Raw genomic sequence first — 20,643 nt, forward strand, 5'->3', positions numbered from 1 at the left:
CATTCTATGGCCCGGCCCTCTTATCGGCCACGTCCGTGGCAGTAGACAGTCTGGTGCGCGCAGCGGTCAGCCGCGGCCGCTCCTGACCAGCGCGAACTTGCCGTCGCCCAGCAGCGCCAGCACGGCTGCCGCCACGGCCAGGAAGATGGGATATTCCCAGCCGCCGCCGGCGTTGCCGAAGCCCCAGCCATTGGGAAAATGCACCGTCGACGCCACGAACAGCTGCACCACGGCAATGGCGGCAACCCAGCGCGGCACAATGCCCAGGATCAGCAGCACGCCGGCGCCGACCTCGAAGAACGTCACCGGATACGCCAGCCAGCCGGCAAAGCCGATCTTGGCGAAGAACTGCGCGGTGCCGGGCAGCGTGAATACCAGCAGCTTGGTCAGGCCGTGGGCCAGGAACATGACGCCGAGCGCCACGCGCAGCAGCAGCGCGGCATAGGGCGCGGTACGGGTATCAACCATTGCACTCTCCTAGAGCGGTAGGGAATCGCCCAGGATGGGAAGATTCTTGATGAACGCTATTCTTGCGATTCCAAAAACAAAGATAAACATGCAGAATTGCAAATTATTGTTCCCCGATAGGAAACAATCTTGGACACGCACACCGCCATGCAGACCTATGCCAAGGTCGTGGAATTGGGCTCGTTCGCGGCCGCGGCCGACAAGATGGGCCAGGCCCGCTCCGTAGTCACGCGCCAGATCGCCTATCTGGAACAGAAGTACGGCGTACGCCTCCTGAACCGCACCACGCGCAAGCTGAGCATGACCGACGCCGGACGCGCCTTCTATGAACGCGTGCGGCCCATCCTGGCCGAGGTGGCGGACCTGGAACTGTCGTTGCAGGCCGAGGGCCAGCGGCCCAGCGGCCGCCTGCGGGTGAGCGCGCCGGTGTCGTTCGGGATCCTGCATCTGGGACCCGCCATTGCCGAGTACCTGCAGCGCTATCCCGACGTGATCATCGACCTGGACCTGAACGACCGCGTGGTGGACCTGGTGGAAGACGGCTACGACGTCGCCGTGCGCATCGGGCCACTGCAGGATTCGTCGCTGGTCGCGCGGCCGCTGGCGCCGCAGCAGCTGCTGGTCTGCGCCGCCCCCGAATACCTGCGGCGCCATGGCGCGCCGCAGACGCCGGAAGAGCTCAAGCAGCACCGCTGCCTGCATTACGCCTACGCCAGTACCGGCAACGAATGGCATTTCGAGAAAGACGGCGTGACCCATCTGGTGCGCGTGAATGCGGCCCTGCGGGCCAATAACGGCGACGTGCTGCGGACCGCGGCGCTGGCCGGCCACGGCATCATCCTGCAGCCCGATTTCCTGGTGGGCGACGACATCCGCGCCGGCCGCCTGATTCCGCTGCTGACCAGCTACGCCCACACCCCGATCTCCATGTACGCCGTCTATCCGCACCGGCGCTTTCTGTCGCCCAAGGTACGATCCTTCGTAGAGCATCTGGAGGGCCGCTTCGGCGCCCCCTCCCCGGCCGTCCCGGGCCGGCGCGCCAGCCCCCGCCGCAGCCGTTAGAATCGTACCCATGACCGCAAAATCGCCCCTCGAATACTTCCCCGCGCCGCGCCGTTCGCATTTCTGCAGCCAATGCGGCTCGCCCATCAGCCGCCGGGTTCCCGAAGGCGACAACCGCGAACGCGACATCTGCGATCACTGCGGCGCGATCCATTACCAGAATCCGAGGCTGGTGGTCGGTACCCTGCCGGTCTGGGAAAACCGCGTCCTGCTCTGCCGGCGCGCCATCGAGCCACGCTACAACACCTGGACCCTGCCAGCCGGCTTCATGGAGTTGGGCGAAAGCACGGCACAGGGCGCCGCCCGCGAAACGCTGGAAGAATCCGGCGCCCGCATCAAGCTGGGCGAGCTCTATACCGTCATCGACCTGCCCCAGATCGATCAGGTGCATGTGTTCTACCTGGCCGAGGCGCTGTCGGCCGAGCTCGACCCAGGTCCTGAAAGCCTGGAGGCCCGCTATTACGACGAGTCCGAGATCCCTTGGGACGATCTGGCGTTCCGCACCGTGGCCACGACGCTGCGCCACTACTTCGACGACCGCAAGCAGGGCGTGTTCCCCCCCCATCACTACACCCTAGAATCGCACCGTTGAAACTGCCCTGGCTAGCCGTTGACACGCCCTTTCCGCCTGCGGAGTTTGCGCTAGCGGATCCCGACGGCCTGCTCGCCGCGGGCGCGGACCTGTCGACAGCCAGGCTGATCGAGGCCTATTCCAACGGCATCTTCCCCTGGTATTCCGAGGGCGAGCCCGTTCTGTGGTGGAGCCCCGATCCGCGCATGGTGCTCGGCATCAAGGACTTCGCGCCTTCGCATTCGCTGCGCAAGCTGCTGCGGCAGATCGAGGGCCAGGAGCATGCCGCCGCGCCGCGCGTGCAGGTGCGGGTGGACACCGCCTTTGCCGAAGTGATGGCGCAATGCGCCGCCCCGCGCGACGGCCAGCCGGGCACCTGGATCACCGCCGCCATGCAGCAGGCCTATCGCGCCTGGCATGAGGCCGGCTACGTGCACAGCATCGAAACCTGGATCGACGGCGAACTGGCGGGCGGCCTCTACGGCATCAGCCTGGGCCGCATGTTCTTCGGCGAATCCATGTTCACCCGCGCGCCCAATGCTTCCAAGATCGCCCTGTCCTATTTGGTGCGCTATCTGGCCGCGCAAGGCGTGGAGCGCATCGACTGCCAGCAGCAGACGCGCCATCTGGCCAGCCTGGGCGCGCGGCCCATTCCGCGCGCCGTGTTCCTCCAGCACGTGCGGGCAGCCACGGCGCTGCCCGCCGTCGCCTGGGCCCGCGGCACACTGGACGGCGCCGGCCGCTTGCATCCCGACACAGCATCGGGCGCGGGGTTCGGCGTTAATATGTAGCCAGCCCTTTGCGGACCTGCCGCCGCATCGCGGGACCTCCGATGAGCCAGCTCAAAGAACTCCCTTTCTCCACCCTGCAGTTCTACGCCACCGCTCCCTACCCTTGCAGCTATCTGCCGGGTCGCCAGGCGCGGTCGCAGGTCGCCGCGCCCGGCCACCTGATCAACGCGGGCACGTATTCACAGCTGGTGGAGCAAGGCTTCCGGCGCAGCGGGCTATTCACCTACCGGCCGCATTGCGATAACTGCCATGCCTGTATCCCGGTGCGCGTGGATACGGCAGGCTTCGCGCCCAACCGCAGCCAGCGCCGCGCCTGGCGCGACCACCAAGGCCTGCAATCGTTCGTGGCGGAGCTGGCCTGGTCGCCCGAACACTACCGGCTCTACACGCGTTACCAGCAGGGCCGCCATCCGGGCGGCGGCATGGACGAGGACAGCCGCACGCAGTATGCGCAATTCCTGCTCACCAGCCGCGTCAACACCCGCCTAGTCGAATTCCGCGACGAGACCGGCGCGCTGGTCATGGTGTCCATCATCGACGTGCTGGACGACGGCCTGTCCTCCGTCTACACCTTCTACGATCCCGACCTTGCCGGCAGCCTGGGCACGTACAGCATCCTGTGGCAGATCGAGCAATGCCGCACGCTGAACCTGCCCTGGCTGTACCTGGGCTACTGGATCGCCGACAGCCGCAAGATGTCCTACAAATCCAGCTTCCACCCGGCCCAGTTCCTGGTCGACGGCGTGTGGGGCGCGCAGCCCGCGCTGCCGTCCGCCTGATTCCAGCCCCCAAAGGGCGCCAGGCGCGGCGCAGGGCCGGCAAAATTCGCTCTACAATTCCGCCCCATGTCTATCCTCTTCCACGCCTATCCCCTGGCCCGCCCGGCGCTGTTCGCCATGGACGCGGAAACCGCCCACGAAGTCACCCTGTCGGGCCTGCAGCGCGCCTATGAATGCGGGGCCACGCGCAAGCTCATGCATGCGCAGCCGAAGGCGCCTAGCACGCTGATGGGCCTGCAACTGGCCAACCCGATCGGGCTGGCCGCGGGCCTGGACAAGAACGGCGCCTATATCGATGCGCTGGGCAACCTGGGATTCGGCTTCATCGAGGTAGGCACGGTGACTCCGCGCGCCCAGCCCGGCAACCCGAAGCCGCGCATGTTCCGGCTGCCGCGCGCTGACGCGCTGATCAACCGGCTGGGCTTCAACAACCAGGGGCTCGATGCCTTCCTGGCCAATGTGCAGCGCAGCGCCTGGCGCAAGCAGGGTGGCATCCTGGGGTTGAACATCGGCAAGAACGCGGACACGCCCATCGAGCGCGCCGCCGACGACTACCTGATCGGGCTGGAAGGGGTGTATCCCCATGCCGACTACGTGACGGTGAACATTTCCTCGCCCAACACCAAGAACCTGCGCGCGCTGCAAGGCGGCGACGAACTGTCGGCCCTGCTGGCGCAACTGGCGGACAAGCGCCGCTCGCTGGAAGACAAGCACCAGCGCCGCGTGCCCATGGCGGTGAAGATCGCTCCCGACCTGACGCAGGAGCAGATCGATTCCATCGCGGAAACCCTGCCGCGCCATGGCATCGACGGCGTCATCGCCACCAACACCACCCTCTCGCGGGACGCCGTCGCCGGCCAGCCGCATGCCGAGGAAGCCGGCGGCCTGTCGGGCGCGCCCGTGCATGAATTGTCGCTGGCGGTAATCCGCCGCCTGAAGGAAAAGCTGGGCGGCAGCCTGGCCATCATCGGCGTGGGCGGAGTGATGTCGGGCCGGCAGGCCCGCGAGAAAATGGACGCGGGCGCCGACGCCGTGCAGCTCTATACCGGCCTGATCTACCGCGGCCCGGCCCTGGTGGGCGAATGCGTGCGCGCCGTGGCGCGCTGACCCGAAACGCCGCCGGCATCCACCGGCAAGACGGATAAAAGACAGGCAAAAAAAGGGGCCACCCGGTGGGTGGCCCTAATTCCAGCTCTGCTCTGTCACTCAACAGTACTACATAACTGCGGTTTGCGCAGCACTGCGCGGCAAAAACTTAGGCGCTGCGGCGGCTACGGCTGGCAACCTTGGTGGCGGCGTCGGCAGCATCCGAAGCAGCCTTGAAGGTCGCGTTGGCGGCGGCATTCAGGTTCGACTCGGCGACTTCAGCGGCCTGCTTGGCGGCCTTGGTCATCGAATCGTAGGCGCTGGTCGCGGTGGCCAGCGAGGACTTGATCAGGGCAACGGCGCTTTCGGAGCCGGTCGGGGCGTTCTTGGAGAACTGGTCGACGGCTTCGCTCAGCTGCTGCTGGCCTTCGGCGATCTGTTCCTCGGTCAGCTTGACCAGGCTGGTCTGCACGCCGGCGACGATGTCGTACACGTGCTTGGTGTAGGCCATGGCCTTTTCGGCGCCCGGCTGCAGCAGGCCCGAGGCGAAAGCGGCGGCTTCCTGCGGATCCTTGACTTCAGCGGCTTGCTGCGATTTCTGGGCGACTTCGTCCAGGGTGGCCCGAACGACCTTCAGGTTCAGTTCGACCAGCTTTTCGAAGCCGGCGAAAACAGCGGTCTGGGCGGCCACGAAGGTGTTGATGCCGGCTTTTTGACGGTCCAGGACTTGTTGCGGAATGGCGCTCATAGAATGCTCCTTTAGGGGGTAGCCGGAGGCTGTCCGGCAAGTAAGGATGGTTGTCTGCGACGAACTATAGAAACGTGCGCGGAAACTGGTACTACAAGCTACCGCCGGCCCGTTTGATGCACTGCACAATTGACATTCTAGACTGGGAAAAAAACTTGTCAACTAGTTTTTGTGCAACGCAACAAAGAATTGCACTTTGACGGTGCACGCCTTACCCGGGTTTGATCCAGCACAAAGATTTCCCAGGATTCAGGAAATACCCGAAGTGACGACGTATCAATTGTTTTCTAAACTGCTTTCACGCTGATGACAGACAAATAAACCCACAAGTCAGCGCGCAACAATGAAATCGCAGCAGCAAAACCCTGCAATTGGAGACTCCATGACCCTCATCCCCCGCACGCTTTCGGCCTTGCTCGCGGCCAGCGCCATGCTCGCAGCCGGCGCCGCCCAGGCCGAATATCCGGATCGCCCCATCAACATGGTGGTGCCGTTCGCCGCTGGCGGCCCGACGGACAACGTCGCGCGTTCGCTCGCGGAAGCCATGCGGCCGAGCCTGGGCCAGACGGTTGTGGTCGAGAACAAAGGCGGCGCCGGCGGCACCATCGGCACCACCCAGGTGGCGCGCGCGCAGCCTGACGGCTATTCCGTCCTGCTGATGCACGCCGGCTTCTCGACGGCGCCCTCGCTGTACAAGAATCCGGGGTACGACCCTTACAAGAGCTTCGAGCCTATCGGCCTGGTGGTCGACGTGCCGATGACCATCATCGCGCGTTCCGACTTCCCGCCCAACAACATCAAGGAACTGGCCGAATACGTCAAACAGAACAAGGACAAGGTGTCCCTGGCCAACGCCGGCATCGGCGCCGCCAGCCATCTGTGCGGCACCATGCTGGTCGAAGCGCTGGGCGTGCAACTGCTGACCATCCCCTACAAGGGCACCGCTCCGGCCATGAACGACCTGCTGGGCAAGCAGGTGGACCTGCTGTGCGACCAGACCACCAACACCACCCAGCAGATCGATAGCAGCAAGGTGAAGGCCTACGCCGTCACCAGCCTGAAGCGCGTCCCCACGCTGCCGAACCTGCCGACCATGGACGAATCCGGCTACAAGGGCTTTGAAGTGGGCATCTGGCATGGCATGTGGGTGCCGAAGGGCACGCCCAAGCCGGTCGTGGACAAGCTGATCAAGAGCCTGCAGGCCGGCCTGGCCGACCCCAAGTTCCAGGACCGCATGAAGCAGCTGGGCGCCACGGTGCTGACGTCCGAAGCCAATCCGCAATCCCTGGATGCCAAGGTCAAGCAGCAAGTCCCGCAGTGGGGCGAGCTGTTCAAGAAGGCTGGCGTCGAACAGCAGTAACCAGCGCCTCCAGCGCAGGCAAGAGAAAAGCCCCTGACGGGGCTTTTCTCATTTAAGCGGCTGCCTGGGGATCAGGAGCGCAGGGCCTCGGCGGCCAGGCCCAGCCCGTTGAAGCCCGAGGATACCGAGGGCTCGTAGCCCAGCGCTTCCGAGATGCTGGCGGCGGTATCGACCAAAGCCTTGATCCAGTCGTCCTGCAGGCGCTCGGCGGGCGCCGAGATCGACAGGCCCGCTACCAGCTTGCCGGTGTCGTCGAAAATGCCGGCGGCGATGCAGCGCACGCCAAGTTCGAGTTCCTCGTTGTCGCGCGCATAGCCGTGGCGCCGCACCAGCGCCAGTTCGCGCTCCAGGCGGTCCAGGTCGGTCAGGCTGTTGCGCGTATGGCCGGCCAGCCCGGTGCGCAGTGCATAGGCGCGGACCTGGCGCGCATCGGCGGTGGACAGGAACAGCTTGCCGGTGGAGGTCAGGTGCAACGGCGCCCGGCCGCCGATGGCGCGGACCACCTGCATGCCCGAGCGCTCACTCCAGGCGCGGTCGATGTAGACAATCTCGTCGCCCTGCTGCACCGACAGGTTGATGGTCTGTCCGGTCAGCTTATGCAGCGAGCGCATGGCGGAAATGGCCGCCTCGCGCACGTTCAGGCGTCCCTTGACCAGCGACCCCAGCTCCAGCAGGCGCATGCCCAGTTGATACAGGCCGTTGTCGACGCGTTCAACGTAGCGCCCCACGACCAGGTCGTTCAGGATGCGGTGCGCGGTGGACGCATGCAGCCCTGTGGTCGCGGACAGTTCTTTCAGCGTTACCGGATCCGGCTGCGCGGCCAGGGCGTCGAGCAGGCGCATGGCGCGTTCGATCACCTGGATGGCGATGGGATGGGCGGAGGCGCCTTCGGTCTCGGCGTCCAGGGCATTGCGGGTAGTGGGGAGACGGGACATGGAAAGGGGAGCGAGGACAGCCGCGCCGCCTGTAGGGCCCCACCTTAGGGAACCGGACTTGCGGCATCGCAGCAAACAGTTCTTTCCCGTATTGTGAAATTTACTGGCGCGTTTGGCAACCGGTTTTTGTATCAAAAAAAGGGCCGCACATCTAGTGCGGCCCTGGCTTCACGCTGCCGGCGGGGGCGCCAGCTTGCCTCCGAGGCGCAGCACCTCGGCCCGCAAATACTCCAGCGCCTCGGCCGCCGCGGCCGGTTCGCCCTTCACGCCCAGGTCGATATGCGGTGTGCCGCCGGCCTCGCCCACGCTCGGTAGGCTGAACGCCCGCACGCCCGGCCAGCGGGTTTCCACGGTATGCATGGCCGGCGTAATGCGCGATTCCGGCATGCTGAACACCAGGAAGGAATGCTCCGCATGCGCGCGCACATGCTGCAGCGCACGATAGCGCGTGTCCAGCGTCCATTCCAGCATCGGCCAGGCCATGACGGGGAAGCCCGGCACGAAGGTGTGGTCCTTGATGAAGAAGCCAGGAATGCGGTTATAGGGGTTCGGCACGACTTCGCAGCCTTGCGGAAACACGCCCATCTGCAGGCGCTGCTGGTTTTCCGGCGCGCTCATGTCGGCGGTGCCCTGCCCCTTGGCAGCCATCTCGGCCGTGCGCAAGGCGATGGCCTGCTCGGCCTCGGGATGCAGCGCCAGCGGCAGGCCCAGCGCGGCCGCGGCGGCCTGGCGGGTGTGGTCGTCGGGCGTGCCGCCGATGCCGCCACAGGAAAACACCACATCCCCGGTGGCGAAGCTGCGCTTGTACGTGGCGATGAGCGTGTCGCGGTCGTCAGGCACGATTTCGGCCCAGCCCAGCTGCATGCCGCGCGCGCCCAGAAGCTCGACGACCTTGGAAAAATGCTTGTCCTGACGGCGGCCCGAGAGGATCTCGTCCCCCACGATGATGAGGCCGATGCGGCGGGCGGCGGATTCTGCGGCCATGTCCGATTCCAGAAATTGAGAGGGGTGACGCCGGTCAGACGTCGATGACACGGTCCTCGCGCAAGCGCTTCAGCGCTTCCAGACCGTAATGGGCATAAACCAGGGCCGAAAACACCGGCAGGATGACCCACGCTGGCGGCAACAGGTTCAGCAGCGAACAAATCAGGCCTATGGTCCAGAAGCCGCCGTTGTTGCGCTCCAGGAGGAGCTTGCGCTCGGCGGGGCTGGCATGTTCGACGATGGCGTCCACGCGCATCATGCGCGAAAACGCGAAGGCCCACCAGAAGATCGACAAGACGATGGCCATGGGCGGCACCAGCCACAGCGGCAGCGTCAGCAGCCAGCCGGCGGCAAAGGCCAGGGACACCCAGACCGCGTTCCATACGCTGACCGCGGTCGCGTGCTTGCCCTGTCGCGCGACGCCCACGTATTCACGCTGGCTGACGTGGCGCAGCACCAGCGGCATCACGAAGACGGCGGCTATCGCCAGGCCCAGGATGCCCGACACCGGCAGCAGGATGGCCACCGCGATCACGGGAATCATGTAGACCTTGAGCGAGAACAGCCCCATCGCCAGCATCCAGTCCTCCGCCCGGTTGACGAAGTCCCAGCGTGCCGCTTCGGCCGCGAGCCATTCATTGAGCGGCGTCCAGAACAGGTACAGCAACAGCAGGCAGCCCACCAGCGCAATCAGGAACGGCAGCAGCACCGCGAACAGCATGGTGGGGTGGCATTGGGACACCAGCGCGCGCTTGAACGCCTGGCCCACGCTGACGGCGCCGGCGCCGGCTGCGGAAAATCGGCCGTTTTCTGGCGTGACGGAATCAGTGCGCAAAGCGGTCATGGACGAGGAATGAGGGGGTAGACATCCCGGGTATGATAGTCAAACACGCCTCGATCTGCCCACATGTCTCTACTTGTACCCGATACCGACCTGGCCGCGCTGCGCGCGCGGCTCGGCTCATCGCCCGACGCCTGGCTGGTAGCCTGCTTCTGCGCGGCCTGGTGCGATACCTGCGAGCAATACAAGCCAAAACTGCAAGCGCTGGCCGACGCCATGCCGCGGCACGTCTTCGCCTGGATCGACATCGAAGACCACGCCGAACTGCTGGGCGACGAAGACGTGGAGAATTTCCCCACGCTGCTGGTGCAGATCGGCCAGCGGGTGGTGTTCTACGGCCCGATGCTGCCGCACATCGGCCACCTGGAACGCCTGCTCGAAAGCCTGAATGAAACCAGTCCCGCCGTCGCGTCGGCATTGCCGGACCTGCCGCGCCTGCTGGCCGCCTGAGCCCCGGCTTGCCGGCACGCTGCGCGCGCCAGCCATAAAAAAACCCGCAAGGCCCAAGGGCTTGCGGGTTTTTTCATGCAAGCGCTGTTCAGGGCTTGCGGCTGCCGCCCAGCAGGACGGCGATCTGGCGCTTCGGCCCCGAGGCAGCACCGTTGCTCCTGGGCGCCGGCTCTTCGGCCTGGGCGGACGCGGCCGAGGGCTCGTAGGGCTTCAGGAAGAAATCGTCCACGGGCTGGCGCGACGCGCCGGACGAGTAGCCAGAACGGCGATCGGACGAACGGCCGCGATCACCGCGGCTGTCGCGGCCTTCACGGCTTTCACGGCCTTCGCGCGAGGACGAACCGCGGTGCTCGTCGCTGCGGCGGTGGCTGCGCGCGACCAGTTCGGCCGGCACGTCGAGGGTGCCGCGCGGCACTTCGCGCTTGATGAGTTTTTCGATGTCGAGCAGGAAACGCTCTTCGTCGGGCGTGAACAAGGCGATGGCCTCGCCCGAGGCGCCGGCACGGCCGGTACGGCCGATACGGTGCACGTAGTCTTCGGCGTTGTACGGCAGGTCGTAGTTGATGACGCAGGGAACTCCGGCCACGTCCAGGCCGCGCGCGGCCACGTCGGTGGCCACCAGCACTTCCAGTTCGCCGGCCTTGAAGGCTTCCAGCGCCTTCATGCGGTCCGCCTGCGTCTTGTCGCCGTGAATCGACTCGGCCTTGACGCCATCGCGTTCCAGGTCGCGGGCCAGCCGCGCCGTGCCGATCTTGGTGTTGGAGAACACGATGACCTGGTTCAGGCCGCGCGACTTCACCAGATGCACGACCGCCGCGCGCTTGGCGTCGCTGGGCATTTTGTAGGCGATCTGGGTGATCGTGTTGGCCGTGGCGTTGCGCGCCGCGACTTCGATTTCGACCGGATGATTCAGGTACGAGCGGCCGAGCTTGCGGATTTCATTGCTGAACGTCGCGGAAAACAGCAGGCCCTGACGCTGCGCGGGCAGCAGGCGGATGATGCGTTCCAGGTCAGGCAGGAAGCCCATGTCCAGCATGCGGTCGGCTTCATCCAGCACCAGGATGCCGACCTGGCTCAGGTTCACGTTCTTTTGCTCGACGTGGTCGAGCAGGCGGCCGGGCGTGGCCACCAGCACTTCGCAACCGCGGCGCAGGGCTTCCTTCTGCGGACCGATATCCACGCCGCCGAACACCACCGCCGAACGCAGCGGCGTCTGCTTGCTGTAGCGCTTGACGCTTTCGTAGACCTGGTCGGCCAATTCGCGGGTGGGCGTCAGGATCAGCGCGCGCACCGGATGGCGCGCGGGCGATGCGCTGGTGTTGGCCAGCGGCATGAGGCGGTGCAGGATGGGCAGCGTGAAGGCGGCAGTCTTGCCGGTGCCGGTCTGGGCCGCGCCCATCACGTCGCGCCCTTCCACCACGACGGGGATGGCCTGGGCCTGGATGGGCGTGGGGATGGTATAGCCGGTTTCGGCGATGGACTGCAGCAGCAGAGGATGCAGCCCGAAATCGGTGAACGTCGGCGCGGGTGCGTCAGCGGCGGGTGCTACGGATTGAGTGGATTCAGTCATCAGGGTTAGGCAGATACCGGGACCAGTGAAAAAGAACAAAACGAGAGTGCTACGCGCACTGCACTACATATGCATCGGAACAAGCTGAACACGCGCAATCAGCATCCTGCCTTGCAGGCCAGGCGGCGCATTCTGGATTCGATACTTATGAGGGCAGTACCAGGCCCGGATTGCTGTGGATAACATGATTTTAGCGCAGCCGCATTACCACACGGTTCGGTCCGCGTTCGAAAGGCATTGCAAACGCCTTCCGGCGGCTGCCAGGAAGCGCCCGCCGGGCATACCAGCAGCGTCCACCAGGTGGACGGTTTCGACAAGAACCGTCAGCCGGCCAGCCAGCGCAGGCCCCACAGGGCCAGCATGCCCACGATGATGACCAGCACCGCGCTGCGCGTGCGCAGGAAGACCAGGATGGCGACCACCCCCGCGACCAGCTTGTAGTCGAACACCGGTCCCAGTCCAGCCTTCCAGGGCAGCAGGTCAGGCACGATGATGGCAGTCAGGGCGGCGGCGGGCGCGTAGCGCAAGGCGCGGCGCACGCCTTCCGGCAAGGGGATGTAGTCCCCGAACAGCATGAAGCCGGCGCGCGTCAGCACGCTGCACAGCGCCAACAGCAGGATGGCGGAATAGACGTAGATTTCGGCGGGCCAGAGAATCATGCGCGGGCCTTGAAGTAGCGTTCCGCCCAGATGCCTGCGGCCACGCCCGCCACGACGGCGGCCGCCAGGCCGAGGCGCAGCGGCAGGACCTGTCCGGTCCAGGCGACCACGCCGGCGGCCAGCATGGATATCAGCATGGGTTTGGAGCTGGCCAGCGGGACCGTAATGGCCAGCAGCGCCAGCACGGCGGCAAAGTCCAGCGACCAGCCCGTGGGCACCATGGTGCCCAGGTAGATGCCGACGATGGAAGACGTCTGCCAGACGAACCAGCCCGGCGCGATCGCGCCCAGGAAGAACCAGAGCTGTTCGCGCGTGCCGCGCACGGCCGCATCACCATAGCGCGGCATGAACAGCACGAAGCCCATGTCGGTCGTGAAATAGCCCAGCCCCAGCCGCTTCGGCCAGGACAGGTGTCGGAAATAGGGATGCAGCGCCGCGCCGAAAATGAGGAAGCGCAGGTTCACCACGCAGCCGGCGGCGAAAATCAGCCAGAGCGGCGCGCCGGTGGCGATAAGCGGCAGGGAAGTCAGCTGGGCGGACCCGGCGTACAGCAGCAGGGTCATGGCCAGCGCCATGGTCTCCGTCAGGCCGGACTTGACCATGGCCACCCCGGTGACCAGTCCCCAGGTGGCAGTGGCGATCAGGGCGGGCACGATGGCGTGGACGCCAGCGCGGAAGGCGGCGACGCGTTCCTGGCGGACCGCGACGGGGTCTTCGGTTTCAGGAAGCGCAGATTCAGAGGACAACGGCAGGCCCCTGGCGATTCGGACAGGACGACATGGAAACTCTAAGGAAAAGGAACGCACGACAACCCGTTCGCCCGCCGGGATCACGATGCGCGGGCCTGGGGGCGCCGCGCCGCGGCGCGAATAGGCGCGTATTGTAACCTCGCTGCTTGATACAATATGGGCCTCGAGATTCTTGGGCTCTTGGGAGTAGACCATGTCGATGGCAGACCGCGACGGCTTCATCTGGTATGACGGCAAGCTCGTACCGTGGCGAGACGCGACCACGCACGTCCTGACGCACTCCCTGCACTACGGCCTGTCGGTATTCGAAGGCGTGCGCGCCTACCGCTCCGAGATCGGCACGGCTATCTTCCGCCTCGAAGACCATACCAACCGCCTGTTCAATTCGGCGCACATCTACCAGATCCCCATGCCCTTCGATCGCGACACGATCAACCAGGCGCAGCGGGCGGTCGTCCGCGAAAACCAGCTGGAAGCCGGCTACCTGCGCCCCCTGGTGTTCTACGGCCCCGAAAAAATGGGCGTGTCGCCCAAGGGCGCCCGGGTGCACGTGGCCATCGCCGCCTGGCCCTGGGGCGCCTACCTGGGCGAAGAAGCGCTGTCCGCGGGCATCCGCGTCAAGGTGTCGTCGTTCGCGCGCCAGCACGTGAACGTCACCATGCCGCGCGCCAAGGTCGCCACCACCTACGCCAACTCGATCCTGGCCAATACCGAGGCCCTGCAGGACGGCTACGACGAAGCCCTGCTGCTGGACACCGAAGGCTTCGTGGCCGAGGGCTCGGGCGAGAACCTCTTCATCGTCAAGGACGGCGTGCTCTGCGAACCCGAGATCGCCTCCGCCCTGACCGGCATTACCCGCTCCACCATCCATGCGCTGGCCGCCGACCTGGGCCTGCGCGTGGCGACCAGGCGCCTGACGCGCGACGACGTCTATATCGCCGACGAGGCGTTCTTCACGGGCACGGCCGCTGAAGTAACGCCCATCCGCGAAGTGGACAACCGCCAGATCGGCTCCGGCCGGCGCGGCCCGATCACGGAGAAGCTGCAGAAAGCATTTTTTGACGTGGTGAATGGCCGCAACCCGAAGTACCATCACTGGCTAAGTAAAGTCTGATTCGCGCGGCCCGGTCCATGACCAGGCCGCATCATTGCCCAACCTGCCGTTTACCGGTTTTTTTTCAGGAATATCCATGACCGCAGCTGCTCCGGCCGCCGTCCCCCACCCCCACGAAGTCATCGAGGTCGGCGCCGACGACCTGCCCGTGTTCTGTCCGGGCCCCAAGGCGCCGCTCTGGAGCATGCACCCGCGCGTGTTCCTGGACGTGGCCCACACCGGCTCGGCCAGCTGCGCCTATTGCGGCGCCGAATACCGCCTTAAGCCCGGCACCGTCCTGCACGGCCACGGACACTGAGCTACCCGCTCCACAACGTCACCCGTTTCCGCAGCCATGTTCGCCACGCCCGAAGAAGCAGAGCACGCGTTCTACGAAGCCCTCGAGCAGGCGGACGTCGTTCGCCTGATGCAAGTGTGGGCGGACGACGAAGAAGTCGTCTGCATCCACCCTGGAGGCCTGCGCATCGTCGGCCACTCGGCGGTACACGACTCCTGGCAGCAGGTGCTGACCAACGGCCCCTTGCACGTGCGACCTTTGCGTCCGCTGGTCATGCTGAGCATGATGTGCGCGGTGCACGTGCTGGTGGAACAGGTGGCGGTACAGACGCGGGAAGGCACGCAATTCGCCAATTGCTATGCCACCAATATCTACCACAAGGGGCCCACCGGCTGGCGCATGGTCATGCACCATGCCTCGCCGGCGCCCACGGAAGCCGGGGTGCTCGACTTGCACGACGTACCCGACATGCTGCATTGAATCGGGTGGATTTTTAGTTGGCCGCTGCTCGTCTTGATACAACGCCCTGCCCCGTTCCCTCCTGGTTGCCCGGAGGCGACAGCCAGACGGTTTATGCCGCCCTGTTCGCGCAGTATCACCGCATTGCGTTCGTGCGCGAACGGGTGGACACGCCCGATACCGATTTCGTCGAATTCGACTGGACCGGCCCGGGCCTGTTCCCGCACAAGTCCGCCGACGGCGCCCCCGTCAGCGGCCAGCGTCCGGTCGCCAATGGCAAGACCGCCGCAGCCAGGTGGATGACGGAGGCGGACTGGAAGTCCCTGCCGCATACGCCCGACACCCCCGCCCTGATTCTGTTCCACGGCCTGGAAGGCGGCAGCAACAGCCGCTATGCGCAATCCATCGCGCACCATTTCCGCGCCCGCGGCTGGATCGTGGCGATCGCGCATTTCCGCGGCTGCTCGGGCGTACCCAACCGCCTGGCCCGCGCCTACTACTCCGGCGATTCGGCCGAGGTCGGCTTCATGCTGGAAACCGTGCGCCAGCGTATCCCGCATGCGCGCTGGCATGCGGTCGGCGTATCGCTGGGCGGCAACGCGCTGCTCAAGTACCTGGGCGAACACCAGGAAGACACCAGTTGGCTGACGGCCTGCGCGGGCGTCTCCGTGCCTCTGGACCTGGTGGCTTGCGGCAAGACGCTGTCCACCGGCGTGTTCAACCGCCGGGTCTACACCGCCCATTTCCTGAAGACGCTCAAACACAAGGTGCTGGAGAAGGCGCATCGCTATCCCGGCGCGGTGGACGTCATGCGCATCGCCCATGCGCACGACCTGCGCGAGTTCGACGACACCTACACCGCGCCCATGCATGGATTCCGCAATGCGCTGGATTACTGGACGCGCGCGTCCAGCAAGCCCTGGCTGCCGAAGATATCCGTGCCGACGCTGGTGCTCAATGCCCGCAACGACCCGTTCGTGCCGGCGGCTTCGCTGCCCACGCCAGCGGACTGCTCGCCCGCCATCCTGCTGCACCAGCCCACGGACGGCGGCCATGCCGGTTTTCCGACGGGCAGCTTCCCGGCTCACCTGAACTGGCTGCCGCAGCGGCTGGGACGCTTCTTCGAAACCGGCCAGTAGGGCGCGCCGGCGCCCGGCCCGGCGCTCAGCCCGACTTGAAGCGTTCCAGCAACTGGCGTTCTTCGGCCAGCTTGTCCTTGACTTCCTTGATCTGCACGTCGATCTGCGACTGCTCGTAGAAGTCGGTGGACATGTTGCGCGCCTGCTGCAGCTGCGATTCCGCCGCTGCGTATGCGCCGGTCATGACGTAGTAGCGCGCCTGGTCGCGGCGCGCCGCCACCGGCTTGCCATTGCGGTCTTCGCTCTGCGCCAGCATCTGGTAAAGACTGGGCTCGTCGCTGCCCCACTGCTTGATCTTGGCCCGCAGGTACTCCTGCGCTTCCGCGTGGCGGCCGACGCTTTGCAGCGCCTGGGCATAGGCAATGCCCAGAGCCCGATGGCCGGGCCAGCGCTTGGTGGCGGCCTGGGCCAGCTCCAGCGCCCGGGGGTACTCCTTGCGCGCCAGGGCGATGTCCACACTGAGCTTGGCCAGTTGGGCCGAACTACGGCCATCCGCCGACGCCAGGTTCCAGTTGCGCTCGGCTTCCGCCAGATTGTTGCGCTGGAACGCCTGCAGCGCCAGGCCGTAGTAGGCGGCGGACTGGCGCACGCCGGACAGCGCCTGGGCCTCGTCCTGCAATTGCTGGCCAGCGGTGCGCAGGCTGACCGCGTCGCGGCCCTGCACCACGCGCATCTTGGCGCGGATGTACCAGAAATCGTCGCTATCCACGTGGCGCGTCACGGAAGACTGGTTGCGCACCCGGTTCTGCACATCGGACATGCGTTCTATGGAGAGCGGGTGGGTACTGGCCCATGAGCCGCCGCCGGCGCCTTCGTTCAGGCGCGAAGCGTTCATCAGGCGCCCGAACATCTGCGCCATGCCTTCGGCGTCGTAACCCGCCTTGGTCAGCATCTGCAGCCCGGCACGGTCGGCCTCGCGTTCAGCGTCGCGGGAAAAGCCCAGTTGACGGTTGATGGCCGCGGCCTGGCCGAAAGCCGCCACGCCCACCGCCAGATTGCCGCCGCCCCCGGCCAGGGCCGCCAGCAACGCGCCGGCGAGACTGGCCAGCATCACCATGCTGTTCTGATTTTGCTGGGTCATGCCCCGGGCGATGTGGCGCTGCACGACGTGGCCGATTTCGTGCGCCAGCACCGCGGCCAGCTCGGACTCGCTGGCGGAAGCCACGATCAGGCCGGTATTGACGCCGATGAAGCCGCCCGGCATGGCGAAGGCGTTGATCTCGGGGTCGCGCACGCCGAACATCTCGACTTCGGGGACCGCGCCAGGCGCAAACGCCGCCAGCTTGCGTCCCATGGTGGTGAGGTACTGGCTGAGCTCGGAATCGTCGACGTAGGTCGGGTCGCGCCGCCCCTGGGCCATGATGGCCTCGCCCAGGCTGCGCTCCAGCATGGGCGACAGTTCGGCCGCGGACGCCACCCCCATCGAGGGCAGGCCCACGGGCTGCGCCCAGGCGGCAATGGGGAGGGCGGGCACGGTCAGGGCCACGGACAGCCCGACGATTGCACCCCGTTTCGCAATCGAGCAAATGGATGGCATTTTCCTGCGGTTCATAAGCCTATGATAACGATGCGCTTAAAATGTTTCATCGATAGCCCAACGAGGTCTCAATGCGTCCTGTCCGTAAAGCCGTTTTCCCTGTCGCCGGCATGGGCACGCGCTTCCTGCCCGCCACCAAGGCGATGCCCAAGGAAATGCTGCCCGTAGTCGACAAGCCGCTGATCCAATATGCCGTGGAAGAAGCCGTGGCCGCCGGAATCACGGATCTCATTTTCGTGACGGGGCGCAATAAGCGCGCCATCGAAGACCACTTCGACTCCGCGCCGGAACTCGAATCGGACCTGGAAAGCAAGGGCAAGCATGAGCTTCTGGCGATGGTGCGGGGCATTCTACCCGCGCATGTGAATTGCCTCTATATCCGCCAATCGGCTCCGCTGGGGCTGGGACACGCGGTGCTGTCCGCCGCCCCCGCCGTGGGCGACGAACCCTTTGCCGTGCTGCTCGCCGACGACCTGATCGACTCCGACCAGCCGGCGCTGAAGCAACTGATCGAGGTGGCCGTGGCTCAGAACGCCAGCGTGCTGGGCGTGCAGGACGTGCCGCGCGCCGACACCCGCAAGTACGGCATCGTGGCCACCCGCCAGGGAGACGCCAGCGCCAACGGCCGCACCGAACGCGTCACCCATATCGTGGAAAAGCCGGATCCCGAAGCCGCGCCGTCGACCCTCGCCGTGGTGGGCCGCTACGTGCTGGAAGCGGCGATTTTCGACCACCTGCGCTCGACCAAGATGGGCGCCGGCAATGAGATCCAGCTGACCGACGGCATTGCCTCGCTGATGCGCGAGCGCGCCGTGTATGCGCACCGCTATGAAGGCGTGCGCTACGACTGCGGCAGCAAGGCCGGCATGTTCCAGGCCACCGTGGCGCTGGGCAAGAAGTACCACGGCCTGCTGCCGGAATAGCCGCAAGGCTGCGGTGGCCCGCCCCTAGGCGGACACCGCGCGGGCCTTGGCCCTGGCCCGCGCCTGGGCATCGCGGTCCGCCTTGCGCAGGCGTCCCTTCGCCGACAGGCGCATCAAGGTTCCCAGGGCCACCATCAGGCCGATCACCTCGACCAGCGCAGCCGGAATCCACATGGTCAGGCCGCCTATGGTCTGGTCGGTCTGGGCCGACATGGCGATGGCCCGGCCGCACAGCTCGAACAACGGATAGATATCGCTTTCGGTGAAGGCGATGATGGCCCCCGCCACCATCTGCGGCAGCATCGTCAGCACGGGCGAAATGACCCGTCCGCCTGGCGTCATGGCCGCCGGCGGCGCGGGCCTGCGGTCCAGGATGAGGTTCCAGTACATGAAGCCGCTGATCACAACCGACCAGTTCATCAGGCGATACAGGCGCCAATCCAGCATGGAATAGAACTGCACCGACGGGATCAGCCAGACAATCACCAGGAAGACGAAGAGCGCCGGCACGAAGATCTTGTGGGTCAGCACCGTCACGGTGGCGCGCCCGGCGCCGGTGCGCAGGAAGTCACGCAGGCGGATGCGCCAGCTCATGGGCAGCCCCGCCCGCATCACCTGCCCCGGGAACGCCGCCATGACCAGCAGCGGCCCCAGATGGTGCAGCACCAGATGCTGGATGCGGTGGATGAAGAACATGCGCTCGGCGTAGTAATCCAGCCGGGTATGCATGGACAGGTACAGCAGCACCATGCCCGTCCAGAACAGGATGCGGCGGGCGGCGGTCACGTGATGGACTTTTTGGCCGCGCACAAACAGCACGATGGCCACCAGGAAGGAGGCCACCAGCGTGGGAGAGAACTCCCAGGGTATGAGCCATTCGAGACTATCCATGCAAACCATCCGGAAAACGTCGGGGCTGTACGAGGACGGGCGCCATGCGCCGCACCCGCCGATTGTAGTTGACCCTGGCCCGCCCTGCCCCGGCGCTCAGAAACGGTGTGAAATGCCCGTGCCCACGCGCGTGGTGTGGGAATGGGCGGGGTCGAACTGGTCATCCAGCGTGTAGTTCGACGCATAGCCGGCAAAGGCGTAGAGCGTCGTGCGCGGCGACAGGCCGTATGTGTACCCCAGAGTCATCACCTGCGCATTGCGCGCCGTCATGCCGTTGTCCCAATGCCAATCCGGCCGCGCCAGCGACCATTGCAGCAGCACGGTGCCTGGCCCCACCGGCACGCTGGCGCCGACCAGCCAGGCGTTGACCGTGCCGCCGCGCACGAAGGCGGCCGGTCCCAGGCCCATGCCCAGCCCGTCCGGGTCGCCGCCATCCAGCCCGACATCGCCGTTGCGCTGGCGCGACCAGGCCAGGGACAGCTTGAGCACCTCGAAGTCGTAGGAAGCGCCTAGCTGCACCGCCTGCGGCCGTCCGTTGCTGCCCGGCGGGGCATCGGCCAAGCGCAGCTGGTCCCAGGTGGCGACCGCCAGCAAGGGTCCGTCCTCATATTTCAGCCCCAGGCTGAGCGCGCGGTTGTTGTTGGCGGTGCGGAAGCGGTTGCGGTCGTCGGCGTCGAAGGAATAGCCGACGCCGGCTTGAAAACCCTGCCAGACCGGCGTGTAGTAATTGACCAGGTTGCTGAACTGATAGTTGTCGGACGCCTTGAAGGTGGCGCCCATGCCCATTTCCTTCCAGGACGCGATTTCCAGGGAATTGCCGTAGACCTGGCCTATGGTGTGCTGGCGGCCCAGCCGCAATTCGCCATAGCTGTCATGGGCCAGGCCTACCCAGGCGGCGTAGTTGAAGAGGCGATCGTCGTCGGCCTGCTTGCCCGACGAGGGATCGAAGCCGCTTTCCAGCTGGAAGCGGGCGTTCCAGCCTCCGCCCATGTCTTCCGCCCCCCGTATGCCCCACAGCGAGTCGGTCAAGCCGCCGTTGAGCAGCCCGCTATGGCTGCCCTGTCCCGACACGTTCGTGACGGCCACGCCCGCGTCCACCACGCCGTACAAGGTCAGCCCCTGCGCGGTATCGGCGCCGCGCGCCGCCAGGGGAAGAACCAGGCCGGCCGCCATCAGCGCGGCAAAAGTAGCGATTCTCATGCGTTTCTCCTGAGTGCGCGGCGAACATGCGCCCGCCGCGGGTCTCATCT

The 20,643-nt window shown here is 66.0% G+C and carries 23 protein-coding genes; 12 read left to right on the top strand and 11 right to left on the bottom strand.

Features of this window, described 5'->3' with window-relative positions:
• Positions 1-66: 66 nt before the first annotated feature.
• Positions 67-468 carry a DoxX family protein gene (locus tag WBB14_RS18695; RefSeq protein WP_424241148.1) on the bottom strand — a complete coding sequence of 134 codons (402 nt, stop codon included), beginning with the start codon at positions 466-468 and terminating at the stop codon, positions 67-69.
• A 129-nt stretch (positions 469-597) separates the two neighbouring features.
• Between WBB14_RS18695 and WBB14_RS18700 the strand changes: the two genes are divergently transcribed.
• The 5 genes from WBB14_RS18700 to WBB14_RS18720 all read left to right on the top strand — a co-directional run bounded on the left by WBB14_RS18700 (position 598) and on the right by WBB14_RS18720 (position 4,778).
• The gene (locus WBB14_RS18700; RefSeq protein WP_424241149.1) at positions 598-1,530 is read left to right on the top strand and encodes a LysR family transcriptional regulator; all 933 of its coding nucleotides are present in this window, start codon (positions 598-600) and stop codon (positions 1,528-1,530) included.
• Between the two features lie 10 nt (positions 1,531-1,540).
• Positions 1,541-2,122 carry an NUDIX hydrolase gene (locus WBB14_RS18705; protein WP_013391758.1) on the top strand — a complete coding sequence of 194 codons (582 nt, stop codon included), beginning with the start codon at positions 1,541-1,543 and terminating at the stop codon, positions 2,120-2,122.
• Entirely contained in the window at positions 2,119-2,892 is a 774-nt protein-coding gene (gene aat, locus WBB14_RS18710) for a leucyl/phenylalanyl-tRNA--protein transferase (protein WP_424241150.1), read from the top strand. The genes WBB14_RS18705 and aat overlap by 4 nt, the downstream gene beginning before the upstream one ends.
• Before the next feature lie 41 nt (positions 2,893-2,933).
• Positions 2,934-3,671: an arginyltransferase gene (locus WBB14_RS18715; protein WP_424241151.1), complete on the top strand. Its 738-nt coding sequence runs from the start codon at positions 2,934-2,936 to the stop codon at positions 3,669-3,671.
• 66 nt (positions 3,672-3,737) lie between these two features.
• Entirely contained in the window at positions 3,738-4,778 is a 1,041-nt protein-coding gene (locus tag WBB14_RS18720; protein ID WP_424241152.1) for a quinone-dependent dihydroorotate dehydrogenase, read from the top strand.
• A 148-nt stretch (positions 4,779-4,926) separates the two neighbouring features.
• Here WBB14_RS18720 and phaP read toward each other — a convergent pair whose 3' ends face one another.
• A complete protein-coding gene (phaP, locus tag WBB14_RS18725; RefSeq protein ID WP_424241153.1) occupies positions 4,927-5,505 on the bottom strand; it encodes a TIGR01841 family phasin in 579 nt (192 codons plus the stop codon).
• A 382-nt stretch (positions 5,506-5,887) separates the two neighbouring features.
• On the opposite strand from phaP, the gene WBB14_RS18730 reads away from it, so the two are divergent.
• Positions 5,888-6,865: a tripartite tricarboxylate transporter substrate binding protein BugD gene (locus WBB14_RS18730; protein ID WP_424241154.1), complete on the top strand. Its 978-nt coding sequence runs from the start codon at positions 5,888-5,890 to the stop codon at positions 6,863-6,865.
• A 71-nt stretch (positions 6,866-6,936) separates the two neighbouring features.
• Here WBB14_RS18730 and WBB14_RS18735 read toward each other — a convergent pair whose 3' ends face one another.
• The 3 genes from WBB14_RS18735 to WBB14_RS18745 form a co-directional block, all read right to left on the bottom strand.
• Complete coding sequence (locus WBB14_RS18735) at positions 6,937-7,800, bottom strand: IclR family transcriptional regulator (protein WP_424241155.1); 864 nt, start codon at positions 7,798-7,800, stop codon at positions 6,937-6,939.
• A gap of 168 nt (positions 7,801-7,968) precedes the next feature.
• Positions 7,969-8,784, bottom strand: a complete 816-nt coding sequence (locus tag WBB14_RS18740) for a competence/damage-inducible protein A (protein ID WP_424241156.1) — start codon at positions 8,782-8,784, stop codon at positions 7,969-7,971.
• A 34-nt stretch (positions 8,785-8,818) separates the two neighbouring features.
• Positions 8,819-9,628, bottom strand: a complete 810-nt coding sequence (locus tag WBB14_RS18745; RefSeq protein WP_424241157.1) for an EI24 domain-containing protein — start codon at positions 9,626-9,628, stop codon at positions 8,819-8,821.
• 63 nt (positions 9,629-9,691) lie between these two features.
• Here WBB14_RS18745 and WBB14_RS18750 point away from each other — a divergent pair, with 63 nt between their 5' ends.
• Positions 9,692-10,075: a thioredoxin family protein gene (locus WBB14_RS18750; RefSeq protein WP_424241158.1), complete on the top strand. Its 384-nt coding sequence runs from the start codon at positions 9,692-9,694 to the stop codon at positions 10,073-10,075.
• Between the two features lie 88 nt (positions 10,076-10,163).
• Here the strand turns inward: WBB14_RS18750 and WBB14_RS18755 are convergent, their stop codons facing one another.
• The 3 genes from WBB14_RS18755 to WBB14_RS18765 form a co-directional block, all read right to left on the bottom strand.
• Positions 10,164-11,645, bottom strand: coding sequence for a DEAD/DEAH box helicase (locus tag WBB14_RS18755; protein ID WP_424241159.1), 1,482 nt, complete (start codon positions 11,643-11,645; stop codon positions 10,164-10,166).
• Between the two features lie 323 nt (positions 11,646-11,968).
• Positions 11,969-12,304 carry an AzlD domain-containing protein gene (locus WBB14_RS18760; RefSeq protein WP_424241160.1) on the bottom strand — a complete coding sequence of 112 codons (336 nt, stop codon included), beginning with the start codon at positions 12,302-12,304 and terminating at the stop codon, positions 11,969-11,971.
• Positions 12,301-13,050 (bottom strand): AzlC family ABC transporter permease, encoded by a 750-nt coding sequence (locus WBB14_RS18765; RefSeq protein WP_424241161.1) that lies wholly within the window; start codon positions 13,048-13,050, stop codon positions 12,301-12,303. Before WBB14_RS18765 ends, WBB14_RS18760 begins: the two co-directional genes overlap by 4 nt.
• Before the next feature lie 196 nt (positions 13,051-13,246).
• Between WBB14_RS18765 and WBB14_RS18770 the strand changes: the two genes are divergently transcribed.
• From WBB14_RS18770 to WBB14_RS18785, 4 genes are all read left to right on the top strand, one after another.
• Positions 13,247-14,167: a branched-chain amino acid transaminase gene (locus WBB14_RS18770; RefSeq protein ID WP_424241162.1), complete on the top strand. Its 921-nt coding sequence runs from the start codon at positions 13,247-13,249 to the stop codon at positions 14,165-14,167.
• A gap of 76 nt (positions 14,168-14,243) precedes the next feature.
• A complete protein-coding gene (locus tag WBB14_RS18775; protein WP_424241163.1) occupies positions 14,244-14,465 on the top strand; it encodes a zinc-finger domain-containing protein in 222 nt (73 codons plus the stop codon).
• Between the two features lie 36 nt (positions 14,466-14,501).
• Positions 14,502-14,924: a YybH family protein gene (locus WBB14_RS18780; protein ID WP_013391743.1), complete on the top strand. Its 423-nt coding sequence runs from the start codon at positions 14,502-14,504 to the stop codon at positions 14,922-14,924.
• A gap of 17 nt (positions 14,925-14,941) precedes the next feature.
• Entirely contained in the window at positions 14,942-16,042 is a 1,101-nt protein-coding gene (locus WBB14_RS18785; RefSeq protein WP_424241164.1) for a YheT family hydrolase, read from the top strand.
• 25 nt (positions 16,043-16,067) lie between these two features.
• On the opposite strand, the gene WBB14_RS18790 is transcribed toward WBB14_RS18785, so the two are convergent.
• Positions 16,068-17,594, bottom strand: coding sequence for a M48 family metalloprotease (locus tag WBB14_RS18790; RefSeq protein WP_424241165.1), 1,527 nt, complete (start codon positions 17,592-17,594; stop codon positions 16,068-16,070).
• A gap of 56 nt (positions 17,595-17,650) precedes the next feature.
• Between WBB14_RS18790 and galU the strand changes: the two genes are divergently transcribed.
• On the top strand, positions 17,651-18,502 hold the full coding sequence (gene galU, locus WBB14_RS18795; protein ID WP_424241166.1) for a UTP--glucose-1-phosphate uridylyltransferase GalU: 852 nt from the start codon (positions 17,651-17,653) through the stop codon (positions 18,500-18,502).
• A gap of 24 nt (positions 18,503-18,526) precedes the next feature.
• Here the strand turns inward: galU and WBB14_RS18800 are convergent, their stop codons facing one another.
• Together WBB14_RS18800 and WBB14_RS18805 are read right to left on the bottom strand one after the other, a co-directional pair.
• The gene (locus WBB14_RS18800) at positions 18,527-19,402 is read right to left on the bottom strand and encodes a cytochrome c oxidase assembly protein (RefSeq protein WP_424241167.1); all 876 of its coding nucleotides are present in this window, start codon (positions 19,400-19,402) and stop codon (positions 18,527-18,529) included.
• An 87-nt stretch (positions 19,403-19,489) separates the two neighbouring features.
• Complete coding sequence (locus WBB14_RS18805; RefSeq protein ID WP_424241168.1) at positions 19,490-20,593, bottom strand: porin; 1,104 nt, start codon at positions 20,591-20,593, stop codon at positions 19,490-19,492.
• Between the last annotated feature and the right edge of the window lie 50 nt (positions 20,594-20,643).

It is taken from the genome of Achromobacter sp., assembly GCF_049647645.1.
Classification (GTDB): Bacteria; Pseudomonadota; Gammaproteobacteria; order Burkholderiales; family Burkholderiaceae_B; genus Achromobacter.